This window comes from Rhodococcus sp. PSi06 (genome assembly GCF_054960675.1).
In genome coordinates this window covers 399,998-424,506 of record NZ_JBHNYO010000001.1, presented here as the reverse complement: position 1 = coordinate 424,506, position 24,509 = coordinate 399,998, and the positions used below count along the sequence as shown (strand labels likewise).

The 24,509-nt window shown below is 63.9% G+C and carries 24 protein-coding genes and 1 tRNA gene; 10 read left to right on the top strand and 15 right to left on the bottom strand.

Going from position 1 to position 24,509, the window contains the following annotated elements:
* The first annotated feature begins 67 nt into the window (after positions 1–67).
* Positions 68–1,384 (top strand): hypothetical protein, encoded by a 1,317-nt coding sequence (locus tag ACFI9K_RS02105; RefSeq protein WP_462662105.1) that lies wholly within the window; start codon positions 68–70, stop codon positions 1,382–1,384.
* Here ACFI9K_RS02105 and ACFI9K_RS02100 read toward each other — a convergent pair.
* The 5 genes from ACFI9K_RS02100 to ACFI9K_RS02080 all read right to left on the bottom strand — a co-directional run bounded on the left by ACFI9K_RS02100 (position 1,371) and on the right by ACFI9K_RS02080 (position 6,774).
* Entirely contained in the window at positions 1,371–2,036 is a 666-nt protein-coding gene (locus ACFI9K_RS02100; RefSeq protein WP_462661992.1) for a methyltransferase domain-containing protein, read from the bottom strand. The two genes, ACFI9K_RS02105 and ACFI9K_RS02100, sit on opposite strands and share 14 nt — an antisense overlap.
* A complete protein-coding gene (locus ACFI9K_RS02095) occupies positions 2,033–2,503 on the bottom strand; it encodes a hypothetical protein (protein WP_462661991.1) in 471 nt (156 codons plus the stop codon). Before ACFI9K_RS02095 ends, ACFI9K_RS02100 begins: the two co-directional genes overlap by 4 nt.
* Positions 2,504–2,594: 91 nt before the next feature.
* On the bottom strand, positions 2,595–3,284 hold the full coding sequence (locus tag ACFI9K_RS02090; protein ID WP_462661990.1) for a hypothetical protein: 690 nt from the start codon (positions 3,282–3,284) through the stop codon (positions 2,595–2,597).
* Positions 3,285–3,446: 162 nt separating this feature from the next.
* The gene (locus tag ACFI9K_RS02085; protein ID WP_462661989.1) at positions 3,447–5,033 is read right to left on the bottom strand and encodes a GMC family oxidoreductase; all 1,587 of its coding nucleotides are present in this window, start codon (positions 5,031–5,033) and stop codon (positions 3,447–3,449) included.
* A gap of 34 nt (positions 5,034–5,067) precedes the next feature.
* Positions 5,068–6,774 (bottom strand): aldehyde dehydrogenase family protein, encoded by a 1,707-nt coding sequence (locus ACFI9K_RS02080; RefSeq protein ID WP_462662104.1) that lies wholly within the window; start codon positions 6,772–6,774, stop codon positions 5,068–5,070.
* A 207-nt stretch (positions 6,775–6,981) separates the two neighbouring features.
* On the opposite strand from ACFI9K_RS02080, the gene ACFI9K_RS02075 reads away from it, so the two are divergent.
* A complete protein-coding gene (locus ACFI9K_RS02075; RefSeq protein WP_462661988.1) occupies positions 6,982–8,160 on the top strand; it encodes a PucR family transcriptional regulator in 1,179 nt (392 codons plus the stop codon).
* Positions 8,161–8,164: 4 nt separating this feature from the next.
* Here ACFI9K_RS02075 and ACFI9K_RS02070 read toward each other — a convergent pair whose 3' ends face one another.
* From ACFI9K_RS02070 to ACFI9K_RS02060, 3 genes are all read right to left on the bottom strand, one after another.
* Entirely contained in the window at positions 8,165–9,121 is a 957-nt protein-coding gene (locus ACFI9K_RS02070; protein ID WP_462661987.1) for an esterase/lipase family protein, read from the bottom strand.
* 176 nt (positions 9,122–9,297) lie between these two features.
* On the bottom strand, positions 9,298–10,143 hold the full coding sequence (locus tag ACFI9K_RS02065; RefSeq protein WP_462661986.1) for a glycoside hydrolase family 16 protein: 846 nt from the start codon (positions 10,141–10,143) through the stop codon (positions 9,298–9,300).
* A gap of 268 nt (positions 10,144–10,411) precedes the next feature.
* Positions 10,412–10,485, bottom strand: a tRNA-Gly gene (locus ACFI9K_RS02060).
* 157 nt (positions 10,486–10,642) lie between these two features.
* Between ACFI9K_RS02060 and dcd the strand changes: the two genes are divergently transcribed.
* The 7 genes from dcd (at position 10,643) to ACFI9K_RS02025 (ending at position 18,384) form a co-directional block, all read left to right on the top strand.
* Entirely contained in the window at positions 10,643–11,221 is a 579-nt protein-coding gene (dcd, locus tag ACFI9K_RS02055) for a dCTP deaminase (RefSeq protein ID WP_222091796.1), read from the top strand.
* 180 nt (positions 11,222–11,401) lie between these two features.
* A complete protein-coding gene (locus ACFI9K_RS02050) occupies positions 11,402–13,039 on the top strand; it encodes an Hsp70 family protein (RefSeq protein WP_462661985.1) in 1,638 nt (545 codons plus the stop codon).
* Between the two features lie 54 nt (positions 13,040–13,093).
* Complete coding sequence (locus ACFI9K_RS02045) at positions 13,094–14,536, top strand: CYTH and CHAD domain-containing protein (protein WP_462661984.1); 1,443 nt, start codon at positions 13,094–13,096, stop codon at positions 14,534–14,536.
* 86 nt (positions 14,537–14,622) lie between these two features.
* Complete coding sequence (locus ACFI9K_RS02040) at positions 14,623–15,687, top strand: hypothetical protein (RefSeq protein ID WP_462661983.1); 1,065 nt, start codon at positions 14,623–14,625, stop codon at positions 15,685–15,687.
* Positions 15,688–15,835: 148 nt separating this feature from the next.
* A complete protein-coding gene (locus tag ACFI9K_RS02035; protein WP_462661982.1) occupies positions 15,836–16,123 on the top strand; it encodes an ANTAR domain-containing protein in 288 nt (95 codons plus the stop codon).
* Between the two features lie 127 nt (positions 16,124–16,250).
* Positions 16,251–17,219 carry an Hsp70 family protein gene (locus ACFI9K_RS02030; RefSeq protein WP_462661981.1) on the top strand — a complete coding sequence of 323 codons (969 nt, stop codon included), beginning with the start codon at positions 16,251–16,253 and terminating at the stop codon, positions 17,217–17,219.
* An 85-nt stretch (positions 17,220–17,304) separates the two neighbouring features.
* Entirely contained in the window at positions 17,305–18,384 is a 1,080-nt protein-coding gene (locus ACFI9K_RS02025) for a fused (3R)-hydroxyacyl-ACP dehydratase subunits HadA/HadB (RefSeq protein WP_462661980.1), read from the top strand.
* A 102-nt stretch (positions 18,385–18,486) separates the two neighbouring features.
* On the opposite strand, the gene ACFI9K_RS02020 is transcribed toward ACFI9K_RS02025, so the two are convergent.
* The 4 genes from ACFI9K_RS02020 to ACFI9K_RS02005 all read right to left on the bottom strand — a co-directional run bounded on the left by ACFI9K_RS02020 (position 18,487) and on the right by ACFI9K_RS02005 (position 21,465).
* Positions 18,487–18,882 carry a VOC family protein gene (locus ACFI9K_RS02020; RefSeq protein WP_462661979.1) on the bottom strand — a complete coding sequence of 132 codons (396 nt, stop codon included), beginning with the start codon at positions 18,880–18,882 and terminating at the stop codon, positions 18,487–18,489.
* Positions 18,879–19,007, bottom strand: a complete 129-nt coding sequence (locus ACFI9K_RS02015; protein ID WP_462661978.1) for a CGNR zinc finger domain-containing protein — start codon at positions 19,005–19,007, stop codon at positions 18,879–18,881. The genes ACFI9K_RS02020 and ACFI9K_RS02015 overlap by 4 nt, the downstream gene beginning before the upstream one ends.
* 365 nt (positions 19,008–19,372) lie before the next feature.
* Complete coding sequence (locus ACFI9K_RS02010) at positions 19,373–20,263, bottom strand: alpha/beta fold hydrolase (protein WP_462661977.1); 891 nt, start codon at positions 20,261–20,263, stop codon at positions 19,373–19,375.
* On the bottom strand, positions 20,257–21,465 hold the full coding sequence (locus ACFI9K_RS02005; RefSeq protein ID WP_462661976.1) for an alpha/beta hydrolase family protein: 1,209 nt from the start codon (positions 21,463–21,465) through the stop codon (positions 20,257–20,259). The genes ACFI9K_RS02010 and ACFI9K_RS02005 overlap by 7 nt, the downstream gene beginning before the upstream one ends.
* Positions 21,466–21,649: 184 nt before the next feature.
* Between ACFI9K_RS02005 and ACFI9K_RS02000 the strand changes: the two genes are divergently transcribed.
* Entirely contained in the window at positions 21,650–22,429 is a 780-nt protein-coding gene (locus ACFI9K_RS02000) for a tryptophan-rich sensory protein (protein ID WP_462661975.1), read from the top strand.
* A gap of 30 nt (positions 22,430–22,459) precedes the next feature.
* Here ACFI9K_RS02000 and ACFI9K_RS01995 read toward each other — a convergent pair whose 3' ends face one another.
* The 3 genes from ACFI9K_RS01995 to ACFI9K_RS01985 form a co-directional block, all read right to left on the bottom strand.
* The gene (locus ACFI9K_RS01995) at positions 22,460–23,254 is read right to left on the bottom strand and encodes an alpha/beta fold hydrolase (protein ID WP_462661974.1); all 795 of its coding nucleotides are present in this window, start codon (positions 23,252–23,254) and stop codon (positions 22,460–22,462) included.
* 90 nt (positions 23,255–23,344) lie between these two features.
* Positions 23,345–23,665: a nuclear transport factor 2 family protein gene (locus tag ACFI9K_RS01990; protein ID WP_462661973.1), complete on the bottom strand. Its 321-nt coding sequence runs from the start codon at positions 23,663–23,665 to the stop codon at positions 23,345–23,347.
* A gap of 35 nt (positions 23,666–23,700) precedes the next feature.
* The gene (locus ACFI9K_RS01985) at positions 23,701–24,453 is read right to left on the bottom strand and encodes an SDR family oxidoreductase (RefSeq protein WP_462661972.1); all 753 of its coding nucleotides are present in this window, start codon (positions 24,451–24,453) and stop codon (positions 23,701–23,703) included.
* Positions 24,454–24,509: the final 56 nt, after the last annotated feature.

The following is a 24,509-nucleotide window of genomic DNA, read 5'->3' as shown; positions in this document are numbered from 1 at the left end:
TATCACCGTCGGTCGATATGCTTGTCCGAAACCGTGTTCGTTTCGAGGCCCGCAGGGAGAAAACACTATCCGTTACTGGAGAGAAGCCGTCGCCGGTACGTTGGCCGTCGCCCTCGTCGTGGTCGCGTTCGTCGTGCCGTATCTGGGAAACGAACTCGTCACTCCCATCATCAACCGAACTCCGCAGCAGGTACGCGATTTCGCCGACGCGGCACCGCTGTTCGGGTTCCGCGAAATTCATTTCGGCTGGGGCACTCCGATCGCCGTGCTCATCGCCGTGGCCACCGTGCTGTGGGGCCCCACGGTGGCCCGCCGGTTGTCCTGGACGCGATTGCTTTTCGTCGTCTGGGGCTCGTCTGCGGCATGGACGATGTCGTTGGCGATGGTCGACGGGTGGAAGCGCGGCTTCGTCGACAAGCTGGCGTCGACCGACGAGTACTTGCACGAGGTGCCGGGGATCACCGACATTCCGGCAACTCTGCGCGGATTCTCCGACAGAATTCTTGACTACCAGGCGGATTCGTGGACGACGCATGTCTCCGGGCATCCGCCGGGCGCATTGTTGTCGTTCGTCTGGCTGGACCGACTCGGCCTCGGCGGCGGAGCATGGGCGGCGACGCTGTGTGTGCTGGTGGGTACGAGCGCTGCGGTCGCCGTGGTCCTGACTCTTCGGGTGTTGGGCGACGAGAACATGGCAAGGCGCGCAGCACCGTTCGTTGCCGTGGCACCGGCTGCCGTCTGGATCGCCGTATCGGCGGATGCATTGTATGCCGGGGTCGCCGCGTGGGGTATTGCGCTGCTGGCGATCTCCACGAAGGGATACCTGTGGCCCGCGTCGATCGGTGCGGGAGTCCTGCTCGGCTTCGGTATCTATCTCAATTACGGGCTGGTGCTCATGGGCCTGCCCGCGGTGGCGGTCCTCGTTGCCGGTCGAAAGATACTTCCGTTCGTGGGCGCGGTCATCGGAGCGTCGATCGTGGCCGGAATCTTCACGGCGTACGGGTTCTGGTGGTACGACGGTTACGAGCTGGTCCAGGAGCGTTACTACCAGGGCATCGCCAAGGATCGGCCGTTCGAGTACTGGGGTTGGGCAAACTTCGCAGCGCTCTTCTGTGCGCTGGGTGTGGCTGTCCCGGCGGCATTTCCGCGGATCCTCACGCGGGTGCAGCCGATCAACTTGCTGGTGATCGGCGGCGTAGCGACGGTGGTGATGGCGGACCTGAGTCAGTTGAGCAAGGCCGAGACCGAACGGATCTGGTTGCCGTTCGCGATGTGGATGCTCATTGCTCCGGCCGTACTGCCGATACGTACGCATCGATTCTGGCTGGCTCTGCAGGTGATCGCGGCACTGGCGATCAATCATCTGCTGTTCACGAATTGGTGAGCGGCGCAGGCGTCATCTGGGCGAACCAGCGCCCGTCGATCGGTGCCACGTCGACCACCTGAAGTCCTGCCGCGCTCGCCAGATCTGCGGTGGCGTCGGCGCTGACACTCGACCATGCGAACCAGTCACCGACCATGGTGTCGGTTTCCCAGCGCACGGTTCGGTGCCGAATTCCGTAGTCGCCGGGCGCATCCACCTCGGCGATGACGGCTCCGTGTGGGGCCAGGAGGTCGGCTGCCCGGCGCAACAAGCGCACCGGGTCACCGCCGATGCCTATGTTTCCGTCTGCCAGTAGGACACACGACCACTGACCGGTGTCGGGCAACGGCTCGAAGAGGTCACGTAGAACGGCTTTGCCGCCGCGACCGATGGTCAGGTCCACGGCAGCCTTCGAGGTGTCCACCCCAAGGGCAGACACTCCGCGTCGGGCAAGTGCTTCGGTGAGACGCCCGGGCCCACAGCCGAGATCGATGGTGGGGCCGATACATCGACTGATCATCGCGGAGTCGGCGCGGCGATCCTCGGCGGAAGAGGCATCTCCGCCCATCCAGCGGGCTGTGGGGAGTTGCTCCCTGCTGCCGTCGGAATCGCCGATCCAACAGGGTAGTCCGGCTGCAGCCCGATGAAACAGGGTATCCGCGGTGACGCTCATGCTCGGCTCCGTACCAGTATCGAACGACAGAAGTAAGCGACTGCGCTCACCGTGAACAGCGCGGCCGTTAGGGAAAGCCAGCGTCCGAGAAACGGTTCTTGAGTCAAACCGGTTGCCGCCCGATACGACTGCGCGCCTTGGGAGAGTATCCCGGGGAAGAACATGAGAAACGTCAGCGCGGCACCGAGTGCGGGAACTCGGACGAAGTTCACCGGCGAGACGGTCAGGTGTCGGCGCGGTAGGGCGGTGACGAAGCGGTCGGCCAACGAGTAGAGCGGATACAGCACCGCGTCGTGCAGCAGAACGGATCCGAAGAACCACACGATGATCGACTTCCACCAGATGTCGTCGTTCCACAGAGCCTGCGGGCCGACGAGTTCTACGACGTAGCCGACCAAGGCAAAGGACAGCAGCAGGCCGACGGCGTGAAGTGGATGTCCGCCATAGATTTTCGTGAACACTCTCACCGAATCGCTCCTGTTCCTACGAACGCAAACACCCGTGCGCGAGGGCCGCCGTCCAGGACGGTGACCTCTCGCGCACGGGTTGGAGAAATAGTTACGCGGCGGTCTTGACCGTGATGGTCGCGACGCCCACGAGCAGTCCCGGGGTGACGGCGTCGGTCTTGAACGTGTCGTTCAGCAGTCCGGCAGCAGTCTCCGAGATCTTCACCTGGGTGCCCTGCAGAATTGCGGTGTTGTCCGGTCCGGTCGCGAGCGGCTGCAGGGTGCGGCCGTCGAGATCGAACAGCACTGCGTCCGCGGCGGCTTCGGTGCCGTTGACGGTGACGTCACCGGTGAGAAGCGAAGTGCCGGGGTCGATGTCGAAATTGGTGAGCTCGACCACAGTGTCGCCCGCGGTCAGCGACAAGCCGCTGCCGTCGTGCATGATCTCGCCCTGGACGTAGGGATCCACGGTGCCGGGCTCCCAGTACTTGACGTCTCCGCCGGTGATCGGGAAGCGGATGGAACCGTCTGCGAGAGTGGCGGTTCCGACTACTCCGGGCGTCAGGCCCAGGGTGGTCAGTGCGCCGAGGAAGCCGGGATCGAGGGCCACCGCGGTGTCCACGCCGTTGCTGAGGTCGTCGACCTCGGCTGCAGGCTCGGGAGTGCTCTCCATGGCCTCGGCTGCCGAAGAGGTGGCAGCGTCTACCGTGCTGGAAGCCTCTTCGCTGGAGCATGCAGCGAGCGGGACGATTGTCATTGCACCGATTGCGGTGGCGGCCAAAGCTTTACGAACAGTAAACATGTCGGTCAACCTTCCGTGCTCGTCTCTCGAGCGTTGTGGTTCATTCGGCGCTGCTTGCCGAGCGGATGGGTTTCATCTCGATCCCTGTCTGGGAGCGTGTCCACCTGTTACCCGACAAACCGGACCGTCAAACCGGAAAGTTTCCCGTTGTTCGTCCCCGAGTCAGCGAAGTATCAAATCCGCAGCCCGTTCGCCGATGACTACCGACGGTGCATGCGTATGGCCGCGAATGATGCTCGGCATGATCGACGCGTCTGCCACTCGGAGGCGGTCCACTCCCCGCACCCGAAGCTCGGAATCGACGACGCTTCCCTTGTCGTTACCCATCCGGGCCGTACCCACGGGGTGGTACAGAGTGTGCGCGTTCTGCTCGAGAGCTTCGGTGAGCAGGTCCGCCGGGGAAATGTTCGACGCCACCTTGGGGCGGAGGATGTCGCCGAGCTCGCCCTTCATCGATGGGGTTTCCGAGATTGCGACGCAGGCCCGTAGCCCTTCGATCATGGCCTTGCGGTCGAGGCCGCCGGGGTCACTGAGGTAACGCGGTTCCACGATGGGCTTGGCCAAGGGGTCGGACGAGCGGAGGGTGATCTCGCCGTGGCTCTCGGGTTTGACGAGTACCGCGCCGATGACGGCGGCGTGCGAATCCTGGCCGACCAGTCCCTCGTCGAAGAACGGTGCCGGCCCGAAGATGAGTTCGATGTCGGGCAGGGCGAGATCTTCTCGGCTCTTGATGAATCCGTACGCTTCGGCCACGTTGGAGGTGAGCATGCCGCGTCGGCGCGTGAGGTAGTTGACCAACTCGGGGATCTTCTCGGCGTGGAAGAGGGAGTCTCTTTCGGTCTTCCAACCGATGAGGGCGGCCAGGTGGTCGAGAAGGTTTTGCCCGACGCCGGGCGCGTGGTGTTGGACGGCGATGCCGTGGGATTTGAGCTGGTCCTGGTCGCCGATGCCCGAGAGCATCAGCAACTGTGGGGTGTTGATCGCTCCACCGGAGAGGATCACTTCTTTGTGCGCACGCACGGTGTGTACCTCACCACCGGAGCGATATTCGACGCCTACTGCCGCAGTGCCCTCGAAGAGGACGCGAGTGGCATGTGCCTCGGTGAGGATGGTGAGGTTCTTGCGCTTCTTCGCCGGTCGCAGGTATGCATCCGCGGTGCTCCAGCGTGCTCCGCGCTTCTGGTTGACCATCGTGCGGGTGAAGCCCCTGGGCTCGGGCAGGTTGGCGGTTTCCAGCGGATAGCCTGCTTCTTCGACGCCGTCGAGGAACGACGACGTCAGGTCGCGGGGGCTGCGCTGGTGGGAGACGATGAGTGGGCCGTCGGTGCCCGCGTCGAGTGCTGTTGTGCCTTCGATGTTCTCGATCTTGCGGAAGTATCCGACCAGGTTGCGAAACGACCATGAGTCGTCGGAGACCGCGGCCCAGTCGTCGTAATCGGCTGCGAAGCCGCGCACCCACATCATCGCGTTCATCGACGACGAGCCGCCGAGCATCTTGCCGCGTGGCCAGTAGATGTTTCGGTCTCGCAGCTCGGGCTGGGGTTCGGTCAGGTAGTCCCAATCGACCTCGCTCCGAAAGAGTTTGGAGAACGCAGCCGGGATGTGGGCAAACTTGTTCTTGTCCTCGGGGCCTGCTTCGAGCAGGATCACCTCGTTGCGAGGGTCGGCGCTGAGGCGATTGGCCACCACCGCGCCGGCGGAACCTGCGCCCACCACGATGTAGTCGGCAGTCTTGTGCTGTGAGCTCATCTTTGTCCTTGACGTCGTTGTGGGCGCGGGAATGTCAGCCGCGCAGGGCGGAGGCGAATATCGCCGGCAGTTTGGACCACGACGGTGCACCTGCGAATGCAGTGAGCAACTTGCCGGTCTTCGCTGCGGTCTTGTTGGTGACGAACCACGGCGGCTTCGGCGAGATGGACATCTCCCCGTTGACGAGTGAACGCGAGAGCGGGCGGAAGGGGCCGCGCACCACTGTTCTCTCTGCCCCGTCGATCAGTAAGGCGTTGTGCACGATGCCGATTCCGCTCTGCACGTCGTCGATGGTGTGGCCGGGGTAGGCACCCCAGGTGGCCGATGCGGTGAGAAATCCCAGCGCAGTCCACGCGTTGACGGCGATGGTGCCGTACCGCAGTTCGGCGAGCATGGTGTCGAACTTCTCGCCGAGTCCCTTGATCGTGGAGGGGGAGCCGATGATGTTGATGCCGAGCGTGCCGGTGAATTCCTCGTTCGCGGCCTGGACGGCTTTGGCGGCGAATGCTGCACCGCTGTAGGGCAATTCGATGACGCCCATGACCGGAGCGAAGTACTCGGTCTGCAGCAGAGGCGCGTATTCACCGGGATTGAGGTCGGTGATGAGCACGCGGCCACCGCCGTCGCCGAGTCGTTCCGCGGCCGGGTAGGTGGCGGTGGCGTCGGACACTCTTCTGTCGCTGCCGGGGTAGTAGGGGGTACGTGCCGGTGCCCGATCCAGTGCCGCGCGCAGAGCGGCGATGAACTCGTCGCGCTGCTTCCATTCGGACGACAACACGACGACCTGTGACGCGACACAGTTGTACCCGCTGTTGTGCAGGCGTTGGGTGGCAACGTGTTCGGCCTGGAACAAGATGTCCGCGCGACTCCACTCGCCCGGTAGCACGATGGTGGGCGAGACGCCGCCGAGTTCACTGGAGATGTCCTTGGTGAGAATCGGATCGTTCGCGGCCTTGCGGGCGGCCCCGTCGTTGCCGGTACCGAACACGATCGCGTCGTGCGTGAGGGAACTTCCGGTCATGTGAACGTGGTCGACGCGCTCGTGCCGCACCAGGTAGGTGCCCACGTCGGCACCACCGGTGAGCAGGCGCAGCGCACCGATGTCGATGAGGGGTGCGAGCACCTTCTCGAAGACCGGCAGCAGTGGATCCATGATGGGGTTCAGTTTCAGTGCGACCACCCGATTGAACGCGAGCAACTCGTACAGGGCGTCCAGTGGTGCGATGGAAGTGATGTTGCCGGCACCAAGGACCACTCCGATGCCCGCGGTGTGAGCGGGATCGAGTTGGGCGAGCCCGGCTGTGCGCTGTGCCGTTGCACGATCGATTCCGGGCTTCAACCACACCTCACCGGTGAACCCGTTGAGCAGCAGGCGGTCGAAGATGTTGAGCGGCAGCACCGACACCGTCGTCCGCCCACCCGGTGCCGTCCCGAACTTCACGTCAGCCAGCGGACTGGTGCCCGCTTCCAGCGCCGTGAGTGTGTGGGTGAGCGCACCGAGCGCACCGAGGAACGAGTAAGGGCCGGACAGCCATTCCTCGCCGACGAGGCTCGACGAGCTGTCGAGGCCCTTGATCGACGAGGCCGCAGTCACCCACTCCTGGGCGTGAGCGGACGTCAGCGCGTGCATCCGTTCGAGCAAGGCCCGCCGATCGGCCAGGGTCGATTGTCCCCAGGTCTTCTCACCCTGAGCCAGATCGATGAGAGCGGCATCGACCGCAGGCTGGGAGGCGGAGCCGATGGTCGGGACGGGATGCAGGTGCGGGGTGGCTTCGCTGGTCAACTTCTCGGCTCCAGTCGTTGTTCGGATAGACGGCGTCGAGTGTGATTGTCGTCGCATTCCGGGCATGAACGCTATGGGCCGTCGCTCTCAATCGAGTCCCACTGGTTGTGCCGCTGCACAGTCGGGGTGTGGCGTGGCTTACATGCCTGCGGCTAGAGTTCTGTCATGACCGCGACCGAGTTCGATCTGCATCCGTCGCCGACCGACCTGGCTGCGACGATGCTCGACGGCGTCGACGATCTGGCGAGCGAGCTGGTGCGCCGGATCCTGGGGGCCGAGCACGCCTATCTCGAATCGACGCTGCTCACCCCCGAACAACTGCACGAGGCCGCGCGGAGCAATCTGGCGTCGATGCTGGGCAAGCTGTCCGGCCGAGCACCCATGCTGCTCGAGTCGGCCCGAGACGCCGGTCGGCTCAAAGCCGAGCAGGGCGTACCGCTGGCGGCTCTGCTGCACGCTTTTCGGCTCGGCGGCAGGTTGGTCTGGGACGAGTTGATGCAGCGCTCGGACGGCCGCGCGAGTCACGCACTTCTCGACATGGCCGCACAGGTGTGGGCTCTGGTCGACGTGTATTCCGACGAGGCGGCGGAGGCGTACCGGCAGAGTGCGGACATGCGTGCCCGCGAGAGTGCCGAGGCCCGCGGTCGACTGATCCGGGTGCTGTTCGCAGATCATGCGGCCAACCCGTCGGCGGCTGCCGATGCGCTGCGCGCATTTCGCATTCCCGACCACGGTTTCTTCGCGGTGGTGTCGCAGGAGCCGCTGACCACGGCGGTGGGAGTGGACGGGTTGATCGCGCGGCTTCGTGCGGCGGGTACCGAGTCCGTGTGGGATGCGGAGGTGGACGGTAGCGTCGGGTTGATCTGCGCCGCAACCGAATCGGAGATCGACTCCGCACTGGTGACGCTGAGTGAGTTGTGCGCGGGACGAGTGGGGGTCAGTTCTGTCTTCCGGTCCCCGTCGGGTATCGGCGACGCCGTGGGCCAGGCGCGGTTGGCGAGATCGTGCAGCGGCGCCGAGTCGACGCCCGTGCGATACGACTCGGTACCGGTGCCGCTGCTGTTGGTCCGCGATCCGAAGTCGGGTCGCATCGCCTCGCGCCAGATTCTCGGCAAGCTGCTGGCATTGCCACGCGCCGAGCGCCAAAGCTTGCTGGCCACACTCGACGCGTGGTTCTCGTGCGGCGGATCCACCAAGGACGCCGCGGAATCGCTGCACTACCACCGCAATACGGTGTTGTATCGCCTACGTCGCATTGCCGAGCTGACCGGTCGAGATTTTCGTGATCCCGCTCAGGCTGCAGAACTGTACGTCGGACTCAGAGCGCATCAGCTGCTGAGCTGACAGGTCAATTACTGGCAAGAACGACGTCGAGGATTCCCGATCCCAGGGGTACCGGTACGCATGTCGGCGGTCGTGCGTTCGCCGGATCCAGGGCGTTGAGCGCCAGGCGCAATGCAGTGGGGTCGTAGGTGAACGTGAAGTGCGCTACGTCGGTGTCGGGGCACACGTCCTGCACCACGATGTTCCGGGCTCCCGGATCCCGAAGTAGCGCATTGGTATACGGCTGAATCACCTCGTCGACCCTGGTGGCGATGGACGTGTATTCGACGCCGGGAACGGTGTCGCCGCCTGCATTGAGACGGTTCAAGAAGTCCGATCCGGCCATCAGTTGCGCCAACCCGGGTCCGAATTCGCCGGCCACCAGATTGGTTGCACCGGGCACAGCCTGCACGACGGGGGTCGCTCCGTACATGGTCCCGCCGTAGGTCGGCGATGCAATTCCCACCCACCGACGGACCATGGTGTCGCCGCCCAGTCGATTGACGAAGTATCGCGCGACCGCGGCACCCTGTGAGTAGCCGACCACGTCGACTGCCGAGGCTCCGGTCGCGTCCAGAATCGACTGGGTCATCGATTTCAGCTGTGCCGCACTGTCTTCGATTGCACCGTAGCCGTTGCTGGTGCCGTCGGGTGAGGTGCCGTAGTTGATGGCAAACACGCAGAATCCGGCTGCACGGAGTATAGGTGAGAAGCCGGCCCAATCGGAATACGCCGTCGAGTCGGTGCCGTGCACCAGGACGACGGGTTCGGGGTGCTCCGCAGTGGGTGTGCACGAGATGTCGTTCGACCCGGGTGGGGCCGCGTCGCGATTGGTTGCCGCATAGCGAATGGCATCGGCGTGATCGGGTTGCTCGGGTGCCGCCGCGATGGGCATCAGTGGTGTGGCATGGGCGATCGGTGCCGCGACGGCAACCGCAGCGGTCATGACGAGGGTGATCAGGCTCCGGCGTGGTCCGCGCATGCTTAGACAATATTCCTGAAGCTGTGACATGTCCCTATGAGAAACGTATTTCGCAAGTAAAAGTCATAGGACATGTTCTGCGACCGAGAACTGAGCCGAAGGAAGGCGGGTGATCGGCGCACGACGAGGGCCCAGCCGATGTGCTGGGCCCTCGGTAGGTCGGGTGCAACCCCAGGTCAGAGGCGGCTCACGCGGAGCCAGTCGACGCTCATCGTCTGCGGGTAGGGGGTGTTGGTGGGGGTTTTGCCGACCCAGTTGTTACCCACAGCCACGTTGAGGAGGATGTAGTGCGGCCAGGCCCCCGAGAATGCTTTCCAATTGCCGCCTTTTGCCTCGTACTGAGTCTTGGTGAGGGAGTATCGCGCAACTCCGTCGACGAACCATGTGATGCTGGTCGGTAACCAGTCGATTCGGTACGTGTGAAAACCACCACCAACGGGGCCCATTCCGCCGCCGGCTTTGACGTCTTGGCCCGAATTCCATTTCGACGGACCGTGCAAATTGAACGAGGGCCCGTTCGTACCGGGAATTTCGACAGCGTCTATTTCGCCTTGGCTCGGCCACGAATATTCGCCTCCGGGCTGAAGGCCCAGTGTCCAGAATGCGGGCAACAAACCCGGCGCGCTCGGCATCTTGATCGACGCCTCGATGCGTACCGGCGGGGTTGCCGACTGTTTGCCCATGCTGACCACGCGACCGCTGGTGAAGTTGTTCGGCGCCCACTTGCCGTCCGGCGGAGTTTCACGACGCGCGGTGATGTTGAGGGTTCCGTTGAACTGGTTCGCGTTGTTCCAGGAGTTCGTATAGTACTGCTGCTCACCAGAACTCGCGCCCCAGCGACCGGTCTGGAATCCCCATTTCGAGGGGTCCGGTCCACCTGAGCCGTTGAACTGATCCTCCCAGAGAAGGGTACCTGCGCCGGTGCGCACGGGTGCAGCGAGGGCGGGGGCCGCGGTGGCCGACGAGACGGCAACAGCCATCGTCGTCAAGGTGACCGCAGCAATGGTCAATAGTGAACGCATGAGGGGATTCCTGTCAGGTCATTTGCCGTGTGAACGAACGTCGACATTCGATTTCTAGCACGCCGAAGAAGGCGAAAGGAGTTTCTTCTGAAATGCAGGAATTCTTGCGGATACAATGAATGAATTCGATAGTGCTACTGGTCGGTAACAGGGATATGAACCGAAATGTCTGGTGGTCGGTTTGTTTCGGGTGTGGCCACAGTGACTCGGAACTGTCGGTGACCGAGAGGTGCCTACGAGGCAGATGTGAAACCGAGAGGTCGGTTCGTGGAGCCGGTGACGGGAATCGAACCCGCCTCTCAACCTTGGGAAGGTCGCGTTCTACCAATGAACTACACCGGCGTGGTGTTGCGGAGTTCAGGTTAGCAGGGGAGTCGGACGGTTCTTTTCACGCCGCGCAGCGGAAGTACGGCGTGCACGGCGACTACCGCAAACCTTCTCGTGTCGACCAGGACTGTGGGTGTCGCGAGAGCCCGTGGTGGACCAGTAGCCTGCAGAGGTGCTGCTCTCCGACCGTGACATCCGTGCCGAAGTGACCCTGGGCAACCTGGCGATCCAACCGTTCGATCCGTCGATGGTCCAGCCGTCGAGCGTCGACGTGCGGCTCGACAAGTTGTTTCGGGTGTTCAACAACACCCGGTACACCCACATCGATCCGGCGTTGCAGCAAGATGAGTTGACGACTCTGGTCGAGCCTGCGGCCGGCGAACCCTTCGTTCTGCACCCCGGTGAGTTCGTGCTCGGCTCCACCCTCGAACTGACGACGCTGCCCGATTATCTGGCCGGTCGACTCGAAGGAAAGAGCTCGCTCGGCAGGCTCGGTCTGCTCACCCACTCGACGGCCGGGTTCATCGATCCGGGTTTCAGCGGGCACATCACGTTGGAGTTGTCCAACGTCGCCAATCTGCCGATCACGCTGTGGCCGGGAATGAAAATCGGGCAGCTGTGTCTCTTCCGGCTGTCGTCGCCCGCCGAGAACCCTTACGGCAGCGCGGCAGTCGGCTCCAAGTATCAGGGACAGCGTGGACCCACCCCGTCGAAGGCATACCTGAACTTCAACCAGTCGAGCGTCGACTGACCTTCGAGTCTGTTTGATTGCACAAAAACATGGCGATCGGATTGTTATAGCGTTACCCTGGAGTCTCTACGTGGGTTGGGGCCTACCAGAACGAGGTTTCTTGTGTCCGCGGTTGTCGGTGCGTCTGCTGTCGGTGCATCAGTTCTCGGTGCATCTCTGGGCTCGAGCGGGGTTCGGAGCGTGATCAGCAACAACGCTCGGTCCAAGTCCGTGCTGGAGGTACACGATTCCGTGGCCTCACGGCCCGCGCCCAACGGTCTTGCTCCCGATCCCTGGGACGCCGTCGTCACCTCGGTGCACGCTCTGGCGGCGGTGCATGCGTCGGAGCAGTTCTATCCGGTGCTCGCGCTGCGCGAGAGCAACCCCACAACGGCCTTCGATCAGGATTTCTCGGACGGCGTCGTGCTCGTGTCGGAACTCGGTGCCCAGTTGGGTGCGCTCCGGGAGACAGGTGTGCTGGCAGGGGAGAGCTGCGTCGCCCTGATGGATGTGGGTGCGTCCGGCACGTCGGTGTCCGTGGTGGATGTCCACAGCGGCCGGGTGCTCGCAGCGTCTCGTACCGACGAGTTGGGTGGCGACGCCTGTGATCGCCTCTTGAGCGATCACCTGATCGCCGTGTTCGGGGCAGCCGAAGCGCTGACGGTCGAGGCCCGCAGACAGCTCGTCCACGACGTTCGAGTCGCCAAACACGAATTGTCGCTGTTGCGCAGCGTCTCGGTTCCGGGACCATTCGTCGGCGGCCGCGCAACACTGTGGCGTGGCACGCTCGACGAGCTCATCGGCGACTCGGTGCGTGATGCCGTGTCGATGGCAGTCGGTGTACTCGATGCCGTTGCTGCGCAAGGTATTCGAGTCGATGCTGTCGTTGCGGTCGGTGGCGGTGCCAATATGCAGATCGTTCGACAGATCCTGTTCGATGCAGTGTCTGTGCCCGTGTTCGTACCCGAACAACCGGAACTCTTGGCGGCCCGCGGTGCTGCAGGAATTGCGCGGACGGTGGGGCTGCGGCCGGTGTCGACGACGCACGAGGAGATCACCGAGCAATTCGCGCCCGTCGGTGGCGATTCCGAGGATCGCGCGGTGGCCGCAGTTGTTCCGGTCGGCGCGGTGGTCTCCAAACGCCCACGCCACAGCGATACATCCTCCAAGCGCATAACCAGAGTGAACAAGTCCCGACATCTCGGGCGCACGGTCGCCGCACTGGTTGCAGTGTGCGCGGCGGGGACCGTCGTTGCTGCAGCTGCGCGGACCGGTACCGACGATCCGGCGGGGTCGGTGGTCGGTTCGCAGGACTCCTCGCAGACCGTCCGCTCCCGGTCCCTGGCTCCTGCATCGGCCGGTTCCCCGGCAGATCCGGACCGGTCCTCGATGCCGCTGTCGACCACGTCGGCAGCGATCCCCCCGTCGGCAGCGACCTCCCCGTCCGGCGACGCCTCCGCCCCGGCGTTCCCGCCCGGGTCACTCGAGGCTTCTACATCCTCGCCCTCTACGTCCTCGCCTTCGATGTCTTCGTCGCACTCACCCACGACCTCCGCTTCGGCACCGGCGGCCGCGCCGCCGCGGGGGACGGCGGCATCGTCCGACGACGACGAGTCGACGTCGCCCAGCGCGTCCACCTCGACGCATCCCACGGCGGCACCGACGACGACGGCGGCACCCCTCACCACCACGCAGGCCCCGGCTACGACCACAACTCCCCCGACCACAACTCCCCCGGCGACAACTCCTCCGACCACCACGACCCGACCTTCGGCGACCACAAGCTCGACGAGAATGTTCGAGCTTCCGTTTCCGAAGCTGGATATGCCGCAAGGCTGACGAGTCTGCGATTTCACCCGCCATCGGCCCCGGTCCTCGAGGCAGGATGGTCGTATGGAGTCGATTCAGACCGAGCGCGAAGACAAGTTCGACGTCGACGCAGAGTACGAGTTGCCCAGTCTCGCTTCGTTGGTGCCCACCGGTGGGAGTCTGACGTCGGGTGAGACCGATCTGATCAGCGAGTACTTCGATACCGCCGGGCACGATCTGTTGCGCCGGGGAATCACGTTGCGCAGGCGTACCGGAGATTCCGACAACGGCTGGCATGCGAAGGTCCCGGCCGAGAAGGCGCGAACCGAGATTCGACTTCCTCTCGGCGGCGGTCCCGACGACGTGGTGCCGGACGAGCTGGCCGATGTTCTTCGCGGTGCCGTGATGGGTGCGCAGTTGTCCGCCGTCGCAACCTTGACGACGCGGCGGACTGTGCATTCGGTGTCCGACGCCGACGGGGTGGTGATCGCAGAGATAGCCGACGACGCCGTGTCGGTGACGTTGATCGGGGGCGCGACGGGTCCGCGGTGGCGAGAGGTCGAGGTAGAACTCGGGCCCGCCGGTTCGGAGTCGTTTCTGAAGAAGGCCGGAAAGCTGCTGCGAAGCAACGGTGCTCGCCCGTCGGCGCACCCGTCGAAATTGGACAGGGCGCTGTCCGTCGTACGCGAGGTGTCGGCCGATGCCGGAGTTCGGTTGCTGACGGACTACCTCGATGAACAGGTGCAGGCAATCGTCGCGGGTGATGTGTATCTACGCCGAGGGTTGGATCCGATCCATTCCACCCGAGTGGCGATCAGGCGATATCGCAGCACCCTTCGCGTGTTCGGGAGTCTGTTCGAGGACGAGCCGGCGGCACACCTCGAAGCCGAGCTGTCCTGGTACGCAAGTCTTCTGGGTGAGGTGCGAGACCGCCAGGTGCAGCGCGCACGGTTTGCGGCTGCCCTGCGTGAACTGCCGCCCGAATGGGTGCTGGGGCCGGTGGCCTCGCGAGTGGAAAACGATCTGCTGGCCGAGCAGATTCGGCATCGGGACGTTGCCATGGCCGAGCTCGACGGCGACCGCTATCGCGCGTTGCTGACGCAGTTGTCGGCTTGGTCGCGGGGGCTGCCGATCGACGGAGAGGTGGACGAGCGTCTGTTGGTCAAGCTTGCGCGCAAGGCCGGCAAGAAGGCGATCGATCGCACGAAGAGTGCGGTTCACGGCACCGATGACGAGGCGCTGCATCGCGCCAGAAAGGCGTCGAAGCGAGCTCGATATGCGGCCGAGTTGGTCGCGCCGGTGGTGGACAAGAAAGTGTCGAAGGCAAACATCAAGCGGTTCAAAATGATTCAGGAAGTACTCGGCGAACATCAGGATGCGGTGGTCGCCGCAGGAATTCTGCGCACGCTGGGTGCGCGAGCAGGATCGACGGCGGGGGAGAACGGCTTCACGTTCGGTCTGCTGTTCGAGCGTGAACGCCGCGCGGCGGAGTCGGCCCGAGACGAGGCGAGCAAGCTGGAATTCTAACCTTCGCGAAAAACAATTGATTTCCCCGTTTTGCGTGCCCGAAGGGTACTCTCGGTTCGAGTTCAATGCGGGGGAGTCGACGAATCATGTCCATAGCGCTCGGTGTACACGTCGGTGTCGACGAGGTGTCGGCTGTGTTGGTCGAGGCCGATCTGCCCGAACTCGGAGCAGTGTCCACCCGCGTCGTCACTGTCGCGTCGGCTCCCGGCGGTGTCGGTGACGCCGTCACCACGATGCTCGGAATCATGAGGGTGCAGGCGGCCCAGAACGATCTGACCATCATGGGTTCCGCGGTGGTCTGCGACAGCATCGTGCTCTGCGGGATCGTTCGCGACGCCCTGGCCGCCCACCGTGTGCGCGACGTCGTCGTGGTGGATGCCGGAGATCCGCGGTTGGACTCCGGAGTTCCGATGGGGATCGCCGCGGCGTTGTTCGGCGTCGCGGCCGCCGCCGCGACGAGTGGCGAGCTGTCGACCGACGGTCGTGAGGACATCGAGGCAGGCGACGGTTTTTCCGGTGGCGATCGGACGGGCAACCCGCGCACTGCTCGACTGACGATGATCGGGCTGGGGATTGCAGTCCTGGCCGCGCTCAGCGGCGCGACGGTGTGGGCAATGACGGCAACCGGTCCAGAGAGCAATCCTGCGGTTGGCACCGCCGACGCCGTCGCCGATATGCCATCGTCGGCGAGGGTGGTGGTCGATTCCACGGGCGCACCATCGGGTTCACCGAGTGCGTCCGCTGTCGAGACGCGCACCTTCGAGGCACCCGAGTTCGGACCGGTTCCGATCGGTGCGTGGAGTGAGCCGGCACTGTCGGAAGGCCTCGTTCCCGGTCCCGTAGCCGACGCGGCGTCGGAAACCGGAGGTTCGGGCGGCAGCGGTTCGGGTGGCGGAGGAAAGCCCGACCGGGTGATCGTCGGTGGAGGCGGAAACTCGTCCGATGCCCCGGACGTCGAAGAATCCGGCGGTGGCCGAACATCGACCGTCTCTCCGAAACCGCAGCCGCAGCCGGAACCCGAGCCGAAACCCGAGCCGGAGGTTCCGGACACGGATTCGCCCACGACCACCGTGGAGGTTTCCGAGACCACCGAGCCCACATCCACCTCGGAGGAGCCCGCTGCCGAGCCGATAGTGGACCCGATCGGTTGATCCGATTGTGTGTTTCATTGGGAGCGTGCGGGTTTGATACTCGGACAAGTCCTTCTCATGACGGGTGTGTGAATTCCACTCGGACACCTGAACTTCTGCTCGAGCCTCGCTACCATCGGTTGATCGACCAGTAGACGGTGAGTATTCGATGACCGACAATCCCGCAGTAGAGATGGTGACCCGCACGACGATCGACAGAGCAGTAGGTGTTCTCATCGCGCTGCGTGGCTGCAGTCCCGATGAGGCGTTCGCAGAATTGGCGGCGCACAGTTTCCGTTTCGACGTGTCGTTGGTGCAATCGGCGCGTTCCATCGTTGCCGCCGCCCGCGGTCTGGCCTCGGACCACGGTGTTGCCGGTGCGGCAATGACCTCGGCGCAGGAAGACTGGGGACGTCTGTTGTCCGACCGTCGTGATCCCTTCGATCACGTCGCCTGACGTTGCTCCTCGGCGCTCGAAACCCGAAAACAAACCCGGAGTTCAATTAGATCTCGGTTTTACTGTCCATGCGACGGTTCGAGGGCTACTATCAGCAGGTCGGATTAGCTATTCGAGTCGAGGGAACATGAGAACAGTCCTTGGTGTCTCGGTGGGTTCTGCCACTGCCCGAGGGGTCGCCGTCGATGCGATCGACGAATCGGTGCGGTCGGCCCACATCGTGCATTCGTTCGATCCCGGCGACCATCTTCAGGTTGCCCTCGATCTGCTCGACTCGATGTCGCGCGATCAGATGGTCGAGCGCGCAGACATCGTCTTGGCTGTTCCCGACGACCCCGGTGCCCGCGGACGTACGTCTGCGTACTCCACGTACGAGGCCGATCGTCTGCTGGTCGCATCGGAACTCGGTGCTCAGCTGCGGTACCTGCGGGGCACGGGTCAACTCGAGGGTGCACGTACGGTCGCGATCTGCGACATCGGAGCGTCGGGCACCACGATGTCCATCGCGGACCCGGCCACCGGCCGAGTGTTCAGTTCGGTGCGCACCACACTGTTCGGCGGCATCGGCTGCGACGAGCAGATTTCGCGATACTTGCTCTCGACATTCGGAGCCGACGAGTTGGCGTCCGATCGCGCACGAGCGGACCTCATGGTCGCGATTCGTACGGCGCGCGAGCAACTCTCGAGGTTGCGGGTGGCCGAGGTTGCCGGTCCGTTCGTCGGTGGTCCGGTTCGCCTGTGGCGCAACACGTTCGACGATGTTCTCGAACGTAGCATCCGCTCGCTCGAGGATTGGGTAGCCAGTGTCATCGTCGATGCGCCCTGTGCCGTCAATGCTCTGGTCATGGTCGGCGGCTGTGCCAACCTCCCGTCCCTTCGCCGCCTGTTTCGCCGCGATCTGATGCTGCCCGTCATCGTTCCCGCGAATCCGGAATCGCTCACTGCTCACGGTGCCGCCCTGATGGCCGTCGATGCCGTCGCGTCGCGTCAGCACCACCCTCGTGGAGCGATGAGCCGGGCCGGTGGGCCGTCTGCGTCGGACGCGATGGTGGGCGTCGTGGGTTACCGCGACGCCGCGCGACACCGTTCGGCTTGAGCGACCGTCCTGGCCAACCAGCGTCGTCGTTGGGTAGGTTTCTTTCGGTAATGACGATCAGCAGGGACGAGACGGTGGGTCAACAGTGGCAGAGCAGGTAACGGAGTCCGGTGCGGTAGCAACCGACGAGCAGGCATTCGATCCGGCAGAGCATGCCAGGAGCATGGTCGGTTATCACTACCGCACCGAGGACTACTACGAGGTGGGTCGCGAGAAGATTCGTGAGTACGCCCGTGCCGTTCAGGACTTCCACCCCGCGCACTGGGACGGCGATGCTGCGGCCGCGCTGGGGCACAGTGCTTTGGTTGCACCTCTGACATTCATGTCCTTGGTCGGCACCCTCGCACAGAAGAAGCTGCTCGAGTCCATCGCCGAAGGATATGACCTGAGCCAGATCCTTCAGACCGACCAGGTGCTGGTCTTCCAGAAGCCCATCCTGTCCGGCGACCAGCTCACGTGCGACGTTTCGCTCGACTCCTTCAAGACGGTCATGGGTCGAGACATGATGGTCACCAAGAACGTCGTGTCCAACCAGAAGAACGAACTGGTGCAGACCACGTACACCACCCTGCTCGTCGGACGGTCCGGTGAAATCGATCCGGCCATTGCCGATGCTGCCCGCAACCTGGTGATGTTCGGCGCGTCGATGGACGCAGCAGTTGCCAACGCAAGCGAGCACGACACCCTGTCCACCCCGCAGGAGCACGAGCCGCTGATCGTCGAGGAGTACCGGGGACAGCCGACGCAGAAGTTCGACGAGGTGAACGTCGGAGACGAGTTGCCCTCTCGCACGGTGCGGCTGACCCGAGGTGATCTCGTGAACTACGCAGGCGTCGCCGGTGATGCGAACCCCATTCACTGGAACGAAGGCTTCGCCAAGATGATCGATCTCGACAACGTGTTGGCGCACGGAATGCTGACGATGGGCGTCGGCGGCGGATTCATCAGCGAGTGGCTCGGCGATCCCGGTGCCGTCAAGGATTACACCGTTCGCTTCACCACCCCGATTCCGGTGGATGCTCACAAGCCCGCCGAAATCGTCTTCAGCGGCAAGATCAAGTCGAAGGACGAGGCCACTCGAACCGCTGTCGTATCCATCGGTGCGACGTTCGAGGGCAAGCGCATCTTCGGTCACCGCGCTACGGCAACGGTGCAACTGGCCTGAGTTTTCGGGTTTTTCGCACATCAGCTCCCCAGTTCGGTGATTCCGACTCCGATCGGCGTCGGGTATCCGAATGTGGGGAGCTGATCTGTAGGTCGGCCGCGCTCAGGCACCCACGAAGATGCAGAAGGGGTGGCCGGCCGGGTCTGCATAGATTCGGATCGGCTCCTCTGGATCGTCGTGCAGGTCTCGCAGCAGGCGTGCGCCCAATTCCGTTGCGCGCGAATGCTCTTCGTCGAGATCTGCGACGGTGCTGACCATGAAGTCCAGGTGCGCCATCTGCGGGTGCTCGCCGTCCGGCCACGTTGCTTCGGGAAGAGTGTCGATCTGCTGAAACGCGATGCGCCACGAACCGTCGGGAGCGTTGATGGCGAGCCAGTCCGGGTTCATCGGTTCGGCGTCGCCGGGAACGTACTCGAATCCCAGGAGTTGCCGATAGAACTCGGCGAGTCGACGGGCATCGGTGCAGTCCAGAACCACCTGTCGTACCGAAATGTTCATGATCTGCGCTTCTCCTTCGCGTGGTGTCGTGCCGCGCGCGCTCGATTTCCGCACGCGCTGCAACACCAGCGCTGATTGGGCCGATCCTGTAGAAGCAGTTGACCGCATCGAGGGGCGTCACACAAGGCCGGGCGTAGCGCTCGGCCAGTCCTGGACGTCAGCTGCCGGGGCGAGTCGTGCGAAGGCCGCCGCAGCCACCGATGATGGTCGAATCAAGCGGGAGGTCAACGCAATCCGTGGGCCCGACCGCGACGAACGAATCCGTACCGGATCGACACTCGACGCCTTGCCAGGACTGCGATCGGCTTACTACAGCGAGGCGATGGTCCACCGGTCCCGAGATGGGTTGGAACATCACCGCGGTGCCGTCCGACTGGCACATACGCCCCTAGTAGTAATCCGCACCCCGTGCAGGGGGTGCGGATTACGGCAAGGGGCGTAAATGTGTCGAGTGCACCGCCCCATTCATTGCCACTCGCCGAACTCGCAGTTATGCAGGCGAATCGGTTCCGAATCCCTGCACAACTGCGAGTTGGGCGTTGTCGAGGATCGCGGCAGCGGCCGCGTCGGGGGTGTGCGTCGGAATCCAATGCGAGATGCCGGGCAGAACGGTCAGCGTGTAGGACGCGTCGATGTAGTTCTGGGTGGTGTCGACGCCCGCGCGGCCGATGAAGGTGTCGCCGTCACTCCACACCATCGTGGTCGGAACCGTGATCCGCAGACGGCCGATGCCCGGGTTCGAGAACGGCATTCCGCGGTACCAGGCGACGGCGAACGGCAGCGCGCCGTACTCCACGATCTCCGTATTGGTGCGCTCCAAGTCTTCTTCGGTCATACCGCTTCGCCTGTACCACTTTTCGGCGCTCCCGCCGGGCCGCGTCATCCATTTCTCGGGCAGTATCGGCAACTGGAAGAACGCGAAGTACCAGGAATGCAGTATCTGGTTCGAGCGGAAGAAGCCGGTCATGAATGCACCGGGATGGGGAACCGAGAAGGCCGTCAGAGACGACACCAGATCGGGGCGTCGGCCTGCGGTGACCCACGCGATCATTGCTCCCCAGTCGTGTCCGACGAGATGGACGGGGCGGCCTATGGCATCGATCAGGGCGACGATATCGCCCACCAGTGCCCCGACCCGGTAGTCGCGACGCCGCTTCGGCCGAGCCCGCGGTGAGTATCCACGTTGATCCGGTGCAACAGTGCGGAAACCGGCATCGTTCAGGATGGTCATCACTGCGGACCACGACGATGCTCGTTCGGGAAAGCCGTGCAGCAGCAACACAACCGGCCCGTTCAGCGGTCCTTGATCGAGGACGTCGAAGACGAGTCCTTCATGGGTGTACTCGGTGATGCGCTCCGAAGCGGAGCCGCTCGTCAGCATGTGCTGGGCACCGACTGGCCTGCGAACACGGCGGCCAGAAATTCCATGGCAGCTTTGTCGCTGACGTCGTGGCCCTGTTCGGGTTGAGCCTGTGCAACCATCGAATCTCCTAACGCACAAGCCCTTTCGACGCCGTCGGCGGTCCACTGGGGCAACACGATGTCGTCTTTGGCACCGTACGCCACGAACATCGGCACCTCGGTCCGCACCTGGGGCAATGTGTAGCGTCCGATGACGTCGAGGAGCTTGCGCTCGGACTCGGCCGAGTCTGCGGCGAACTCGTCGGGTGCCATTGCCTGTACTGCACGCTTCTTGCCCTCGGTGTCGCCGCCCTGGCAGGTGAGCAGTAGCTCGTTGTTGGCCTCGGCGACGGTGCCGCTGTAGTCCTTCGGATCGATCGCGGGGTCCACTTGCTGTGCGCCGTAGAGCAGGTACGGCAGCAGTTCCTTCTGCGGCCCGGTGAGGGTCCCGTCCGCGCCGGCCCGAACAAGAGGCGTCAGGTCGGTCGGTGGTGAGAGCGACACCGATGCGACGAGGCTGAGTCCCTGACCGTAGGACGCACTCAGCTCGTTTGCAGCCCACGCTGCCTGGCCTCCCTGCGACAAGCCGACTGCCGCCCAGCGAGTGGACACCCCGGGCAGTGCGCTGTGCGCTGCGCGGGCCGCGTCGATCATGTTGTTTCCGGCGGTTCGCGGTTCCAGGTACGGATGCGTTCCACCGCCGGTGCCCAGGCCCTGATAGTCGGGCAGCACGGTGACGTACCCGAGCTCGGTGAAGTTCTGCACCGCATATTGGTAACCGAGCAGATCCGGATACAGGGTAGGCCCACAGTCGGCCTGCACGCCGGTGGTGCCGTGCCCGTAGACGACGATCGGCCAACCGCCCGCGGGCGGGGTTCCGGCTGGAACGGCTGCGACGCCGGAGACTGCCGTCGGGGAACCGTCGACGCCCGACGTCGACTCGTACACGAAGCGGTACAGCGTGGCACCGGTTGCGGAGAGTTCGGTGGATCGGGCACCGAAGTCCTCGGAACTCAGCACGGTGCCCGGCACGCCCGTCAGGTTGTACGAGAGGGCTGCGGTGGTGGTCGAGGCCGTCGAAGACGCGGCGGCAGGTCGTGAGGGTGTCGAACCGCATCCCGCCGACGCGGCCAGCGCAAGACAGCAGACGAGCGCGGACATCGAGCGGGAGTAGGAAAGCACAACGCGTGTCTACCAGAACTCGGTCACATCCTGCCTTCTGCTGGAGTCGGCCCTCACTGTTCCCAGCGGATTGTGGACAGAATCCCTTCCGAAGCGTGTAGTGAGGGAACCCCGAGGCGCCTTCCGTCGTATGTCTTCGATCAACCGTGTTTACCGCCGATCTGGATCGGGGATGAACGGAGCCATGAGAATCGGTGTCGTTGTCAGTGCGGTCGTTGCGGTGGTCGTGTCTTTCCTGGGCTCGGGCGCGTGGATCGGTACGCCCATTGCCCAGGCAGCCGGCGGGGCACTGAGTGCAACCTCGACGTTGGTGGCTCCCGCGGGGCCGGCGTTCTCGATCTGGTCGGTCATCTACACCGGTCTGATCGCGTATGCGGTCTGGCAGTTCTTGCCAGGACGTACCGCACGCCACGATGCGTTGCGGGTTCCCATCATCGCGTCGATGTTGCTCAATCCGGCATGGATTCTCGCGATTCAACTGGGCCAGGTATGGCTGAGCGTTGTGGTCATCGTTGCGCTGTTGGCAGTGCTGGTGCGCATCTTCGTACTCATGCAGCAGCACCGACCCGAAAGCGTCGCCGACGCGGTGATCACCGACGGCACCTTCGGCCTCTATCTCGGGTGGGTGTGCGTGGCCACGATCGCCAACATCTCGGCGTGGTTGGTGAGCCTCGGAATCACCAGCGGCGCAACAACATGGGCGGTCGTCGTGCTCGTCGTTGCCGCTCTGGTGGGGGTGACGCTGGCGCGGTACTCGAACGGCGTGATCGCTCCGATGCTGTCGATCGTGTGGGGGCTGGGTTGGTTGGCGCAGGGACGCCTGTCCGGCGAGTTGACCAACACGACAGTCGGCTGGACGGCAGTACTGGCAGCAGTGATCATCGCCGTCGCCACGGTGGGTATCAGGCTGCGGTCGCGGCAGTCGATGGGCAGTCGGACCGATGCGGTCTCCTCACCCCGGTAGCGCTATCGCTCAACGGCTTTCGTCGGGTGTCTACCGAGCGGCCATGGCGACGACTCGCCTACACACATCGAGAACTTCCTGGGGGTGCGTCAAGTGCACCGAATGATCTGCTTCTAGCCACTGTTCGACCGTCGCACCCAGGGCATCGGCCACACGTCTGTGCGCCGACGTCATTCGTGAATTTTCTTTGCGGTCGGCGGTGACAACAACGGACGGCACGCGTGGGAGGTCGGATTCCTGGAAATCCTTCGCAAGCGCCGCCAGTCCGTCGGACGCCTGGCGAAGCCGCGGAAGGTCGAGTTCTGCGGTCCGCACGATGGCGCTTCGACAGTCCGATCGCATCTCGTGTCGGTCGGCCAACTTCTCTGCTCGAGTGCGCAATCCCGATGCAATTGGCTTTCGGAACAACGGAATTCGCCAGGCGAGGTCGGACACTCGAGCCATCGACTCGGTGGCTTTCGCCAGTGTCACGTCGTTGACGGCGGATGGATCGAGGAGAACGAGACCCGCGACGTCCTCAGGGTGATCTCGCGCGAGCAGTAGAGCCGCGGCACCTCCGAGGCTCTGCCCGACGACGATGGCAGGTGCCAGTTCGTGCTCGCGCAGCATCGTGTGCAGCGCGGCGCTCGCTCCGGCCAGCGACCCGCCTGTCGCGTGTGCACCGGTGCCGGGGCGGTCGTACAACACCACTCGGCATCCGGGGTCGGTGCGAAGTCCCTCGACGAGACCGGGAAAGAACCCGTCGACGGGCTCAGCCCCGCCCGGTAACAGGACGACGACCGGGCCGTTCTCGCCGAGGATTCCTATCGATTCCGAGTTCGACACCAGGCTCCCTTTCGACGCTGTCACTGGGTACCGTGTCACGCGGGAGGCACCGCGACAACCCCGTGCCCGGCTCCACGGTTTCGTGGGCATTCAGGCTCGAATGGTCATTTCGGACAGTACGTCGTCGTACATCGTGAATGTGAAGGTGCTGGGGCCGTTGAACCCGTTTCCACCGACCTGCGCACGCACGACCACCTGTGCGCCTTCCACCTCGACATCAGCGACCGTGAGGGTGACATTTTTGCCGATGAATTCGGCGTCGCTCCACTCTGCGATCTTCTCGCCTGTGAAGCGGCGGCCCCAGTCGTCGACTGTTCCTGCAGGGCTGAACGCGGCCAGGAATGCCCGTCGGTCTCCGGCCTCGACCGCGTCGAGGACTGCTTGGACGGGGGCCGGTACGTGAGCTGTCATAAATCTGCTTCCCTTCGTGTGATCGTGAAACACACTCAGCGAGTGGTGTATCCACCGTTTGCGAACAATGTCTGTCCGGTGATCCACCGGCCTTCGCCGACCAAGAACGTGACGAGCGGAACGATGTCTTCGATGTGGGTGAGCTGATTACCGAGGGCTTGTGATCGGTGGTACTCGACCCGATCCGGCGTTTCTTGCGGGTAGAAGAACGGCGTGTCCATCGGACCGGGTGCGACGGTATTGACCGAAATCAGACGGTCGGCAAACTCCTTCGCGGCTGCTCGTGTGAAGTGTTCGACGGGGCTCTTGCCGCCCGCGTAAGTGGAGTATCCCCCGGTGAAGGCGGCGAGTAGCGAGGTGACTACGGAGACGATTTTGCCGTTGTCTGCGAGCACCTTTCCCGCTTCTTTGATGAAGAAATAAGCGGCTTTGGAGTTGATGGCGAACATCTCGTCGTAGTCCGCTTCGGTGGTGTCGAGGATCGGCTTGCGGAGGACTTTCCCGACTGTGTTGACGGCGATATCGACGGTTCCGAAGGCGCGTGTTGCGGCGGCGAACAGTGCCGCGGTGTTGGTGGGGTCGGTCAGGTCTGCCTGAAACTTGGCAGACTTCACGCCGGTGGCGTCGATTTCGGCGAGAGTGGCGTCGGCGGCGGCCTCGCTTGCACTGCTGTTGTAGTGCACCAGCACATTGGCCCCGTGTCGAGCCAACGTCGTGCTGATCAGTCCTCCGAGATTCTTGGCACCTCCGGCGACAACTGCCGACTTTCCCTGCAATGCGGAATTCATGGGTACTCCATCTCGAGTGTTGGTGGCCGAAGTGGCTCTGTCGTAACTCTAGGAAC

Bases quoted from the DNA above. Each gene is read 5' to 3' on its own strand.
- ACFI9K_RS02100 (WP_462661992.1), bottom strand. From the start codon at position 2,036: ATGAGCGTCACCGCGGATACCCTGTTTCATCGGGCTGCAGCCGGACTA.
- ACFI9K_RS02090 (WP_462661990.1), bottom strand. From the start codon at position 3,284: ATGTTTACTGTTCGTAAAGCTTTGGCCGCCACCGCAATCGGTGCAATG.
- ACFI9K_RS02085 (WP_462661989.1), bottom strand. From the start codon at position 5,033: ATGAGCTCACAGCACAAGACTGCCGACTACATCGTGGTGGGCGCAGGT.
- ACFI9K_RS02075 (WP_462661988.1), top strand. From the start codon at position 6,982: ATGACCGCGACCGAGTTCGATCTGCATCCGTCGCCGACCGACCTGGCT.
- ACFI9K_RS02070 (WP_462661987.1), bottom strand. From the start codon at position 9,121: ATGCGCGGACCACGCCGGAGCCTGATCACCCTCGTCATGACCGCTGCG.
- ACFI9K_RS02065 (WP_462661986.1), bottom strand. From the start codon at position 10,143: ATGCGTTCACTATTGACCATTGCTGCGGTCACCTTGACGACGATGGCT.
- ACFI9K_RS02045 (WP_462661984.1), top strand. From the start codon at position 13,094: ATGGAGTCGATTCAGACCGAGCGCGAAGACAAGTTCGACGTCGACGCA.
- ACFI9K_RS02040 (WP_462661983.1), top strand. From the start codon at position 14,623: ATGTCCATAGCGCTCGGTGTACACGTCGGTGTCGACGAGGTGTCGGCT.
- ACFI9K_RS02035 (WP_462661982.1), top strand. From the start codon at position 15,836: ATGACCGACAATCCCGCAGTAGAGATGGTGACCCGCACGACGATCGAC.
- ACFI9K_RS02030 (WP_462661981.1), top strand. From the start codon at position 16,251: ATGAGAACAGTCCTTGGTGTCTCGGTGGGTTCTGCCACTGCCCGAGGG.
- ACFI9K_RS02020 (WP_462661979.1), bottom strand. From the start codon at position 18,882: ATGAACATTTCGGTACGACAGGTGGTTCTGGACTGCACCGATGCCCGT.
- ACFI9K_RS02010 (WP_462661977.1), bottom strand. From the start codon at position 20,263: ATGCTGACGAGCGGCTCCGCTTCGGAGCGCATCACCGAGTACACCCAT.
- ACFI9K_RS02000 (WP_462661975.1), top strand. From the start codon at position 21,650: ATGAGAATCGGTGTCGTTGTCAGTGCGGTCGTTGCGGTGGTCGTGTCT.
- ACFI9K_RS01990 (WP_462661973.1), bottom strand. From the start codon at position 23,665: ATGACAGCTCACGTACCGGCCCCCGTCCAAGCAGTCCTCGACGCGGTC.
- ACFI9K_RS01985 (WP_462661972.1), bottom strand. From the start codon at position 24,453: ATGAATTCCGCATTGCAGGGAAAGTCGGCAGTTGTCGCCGGAGGTGCC.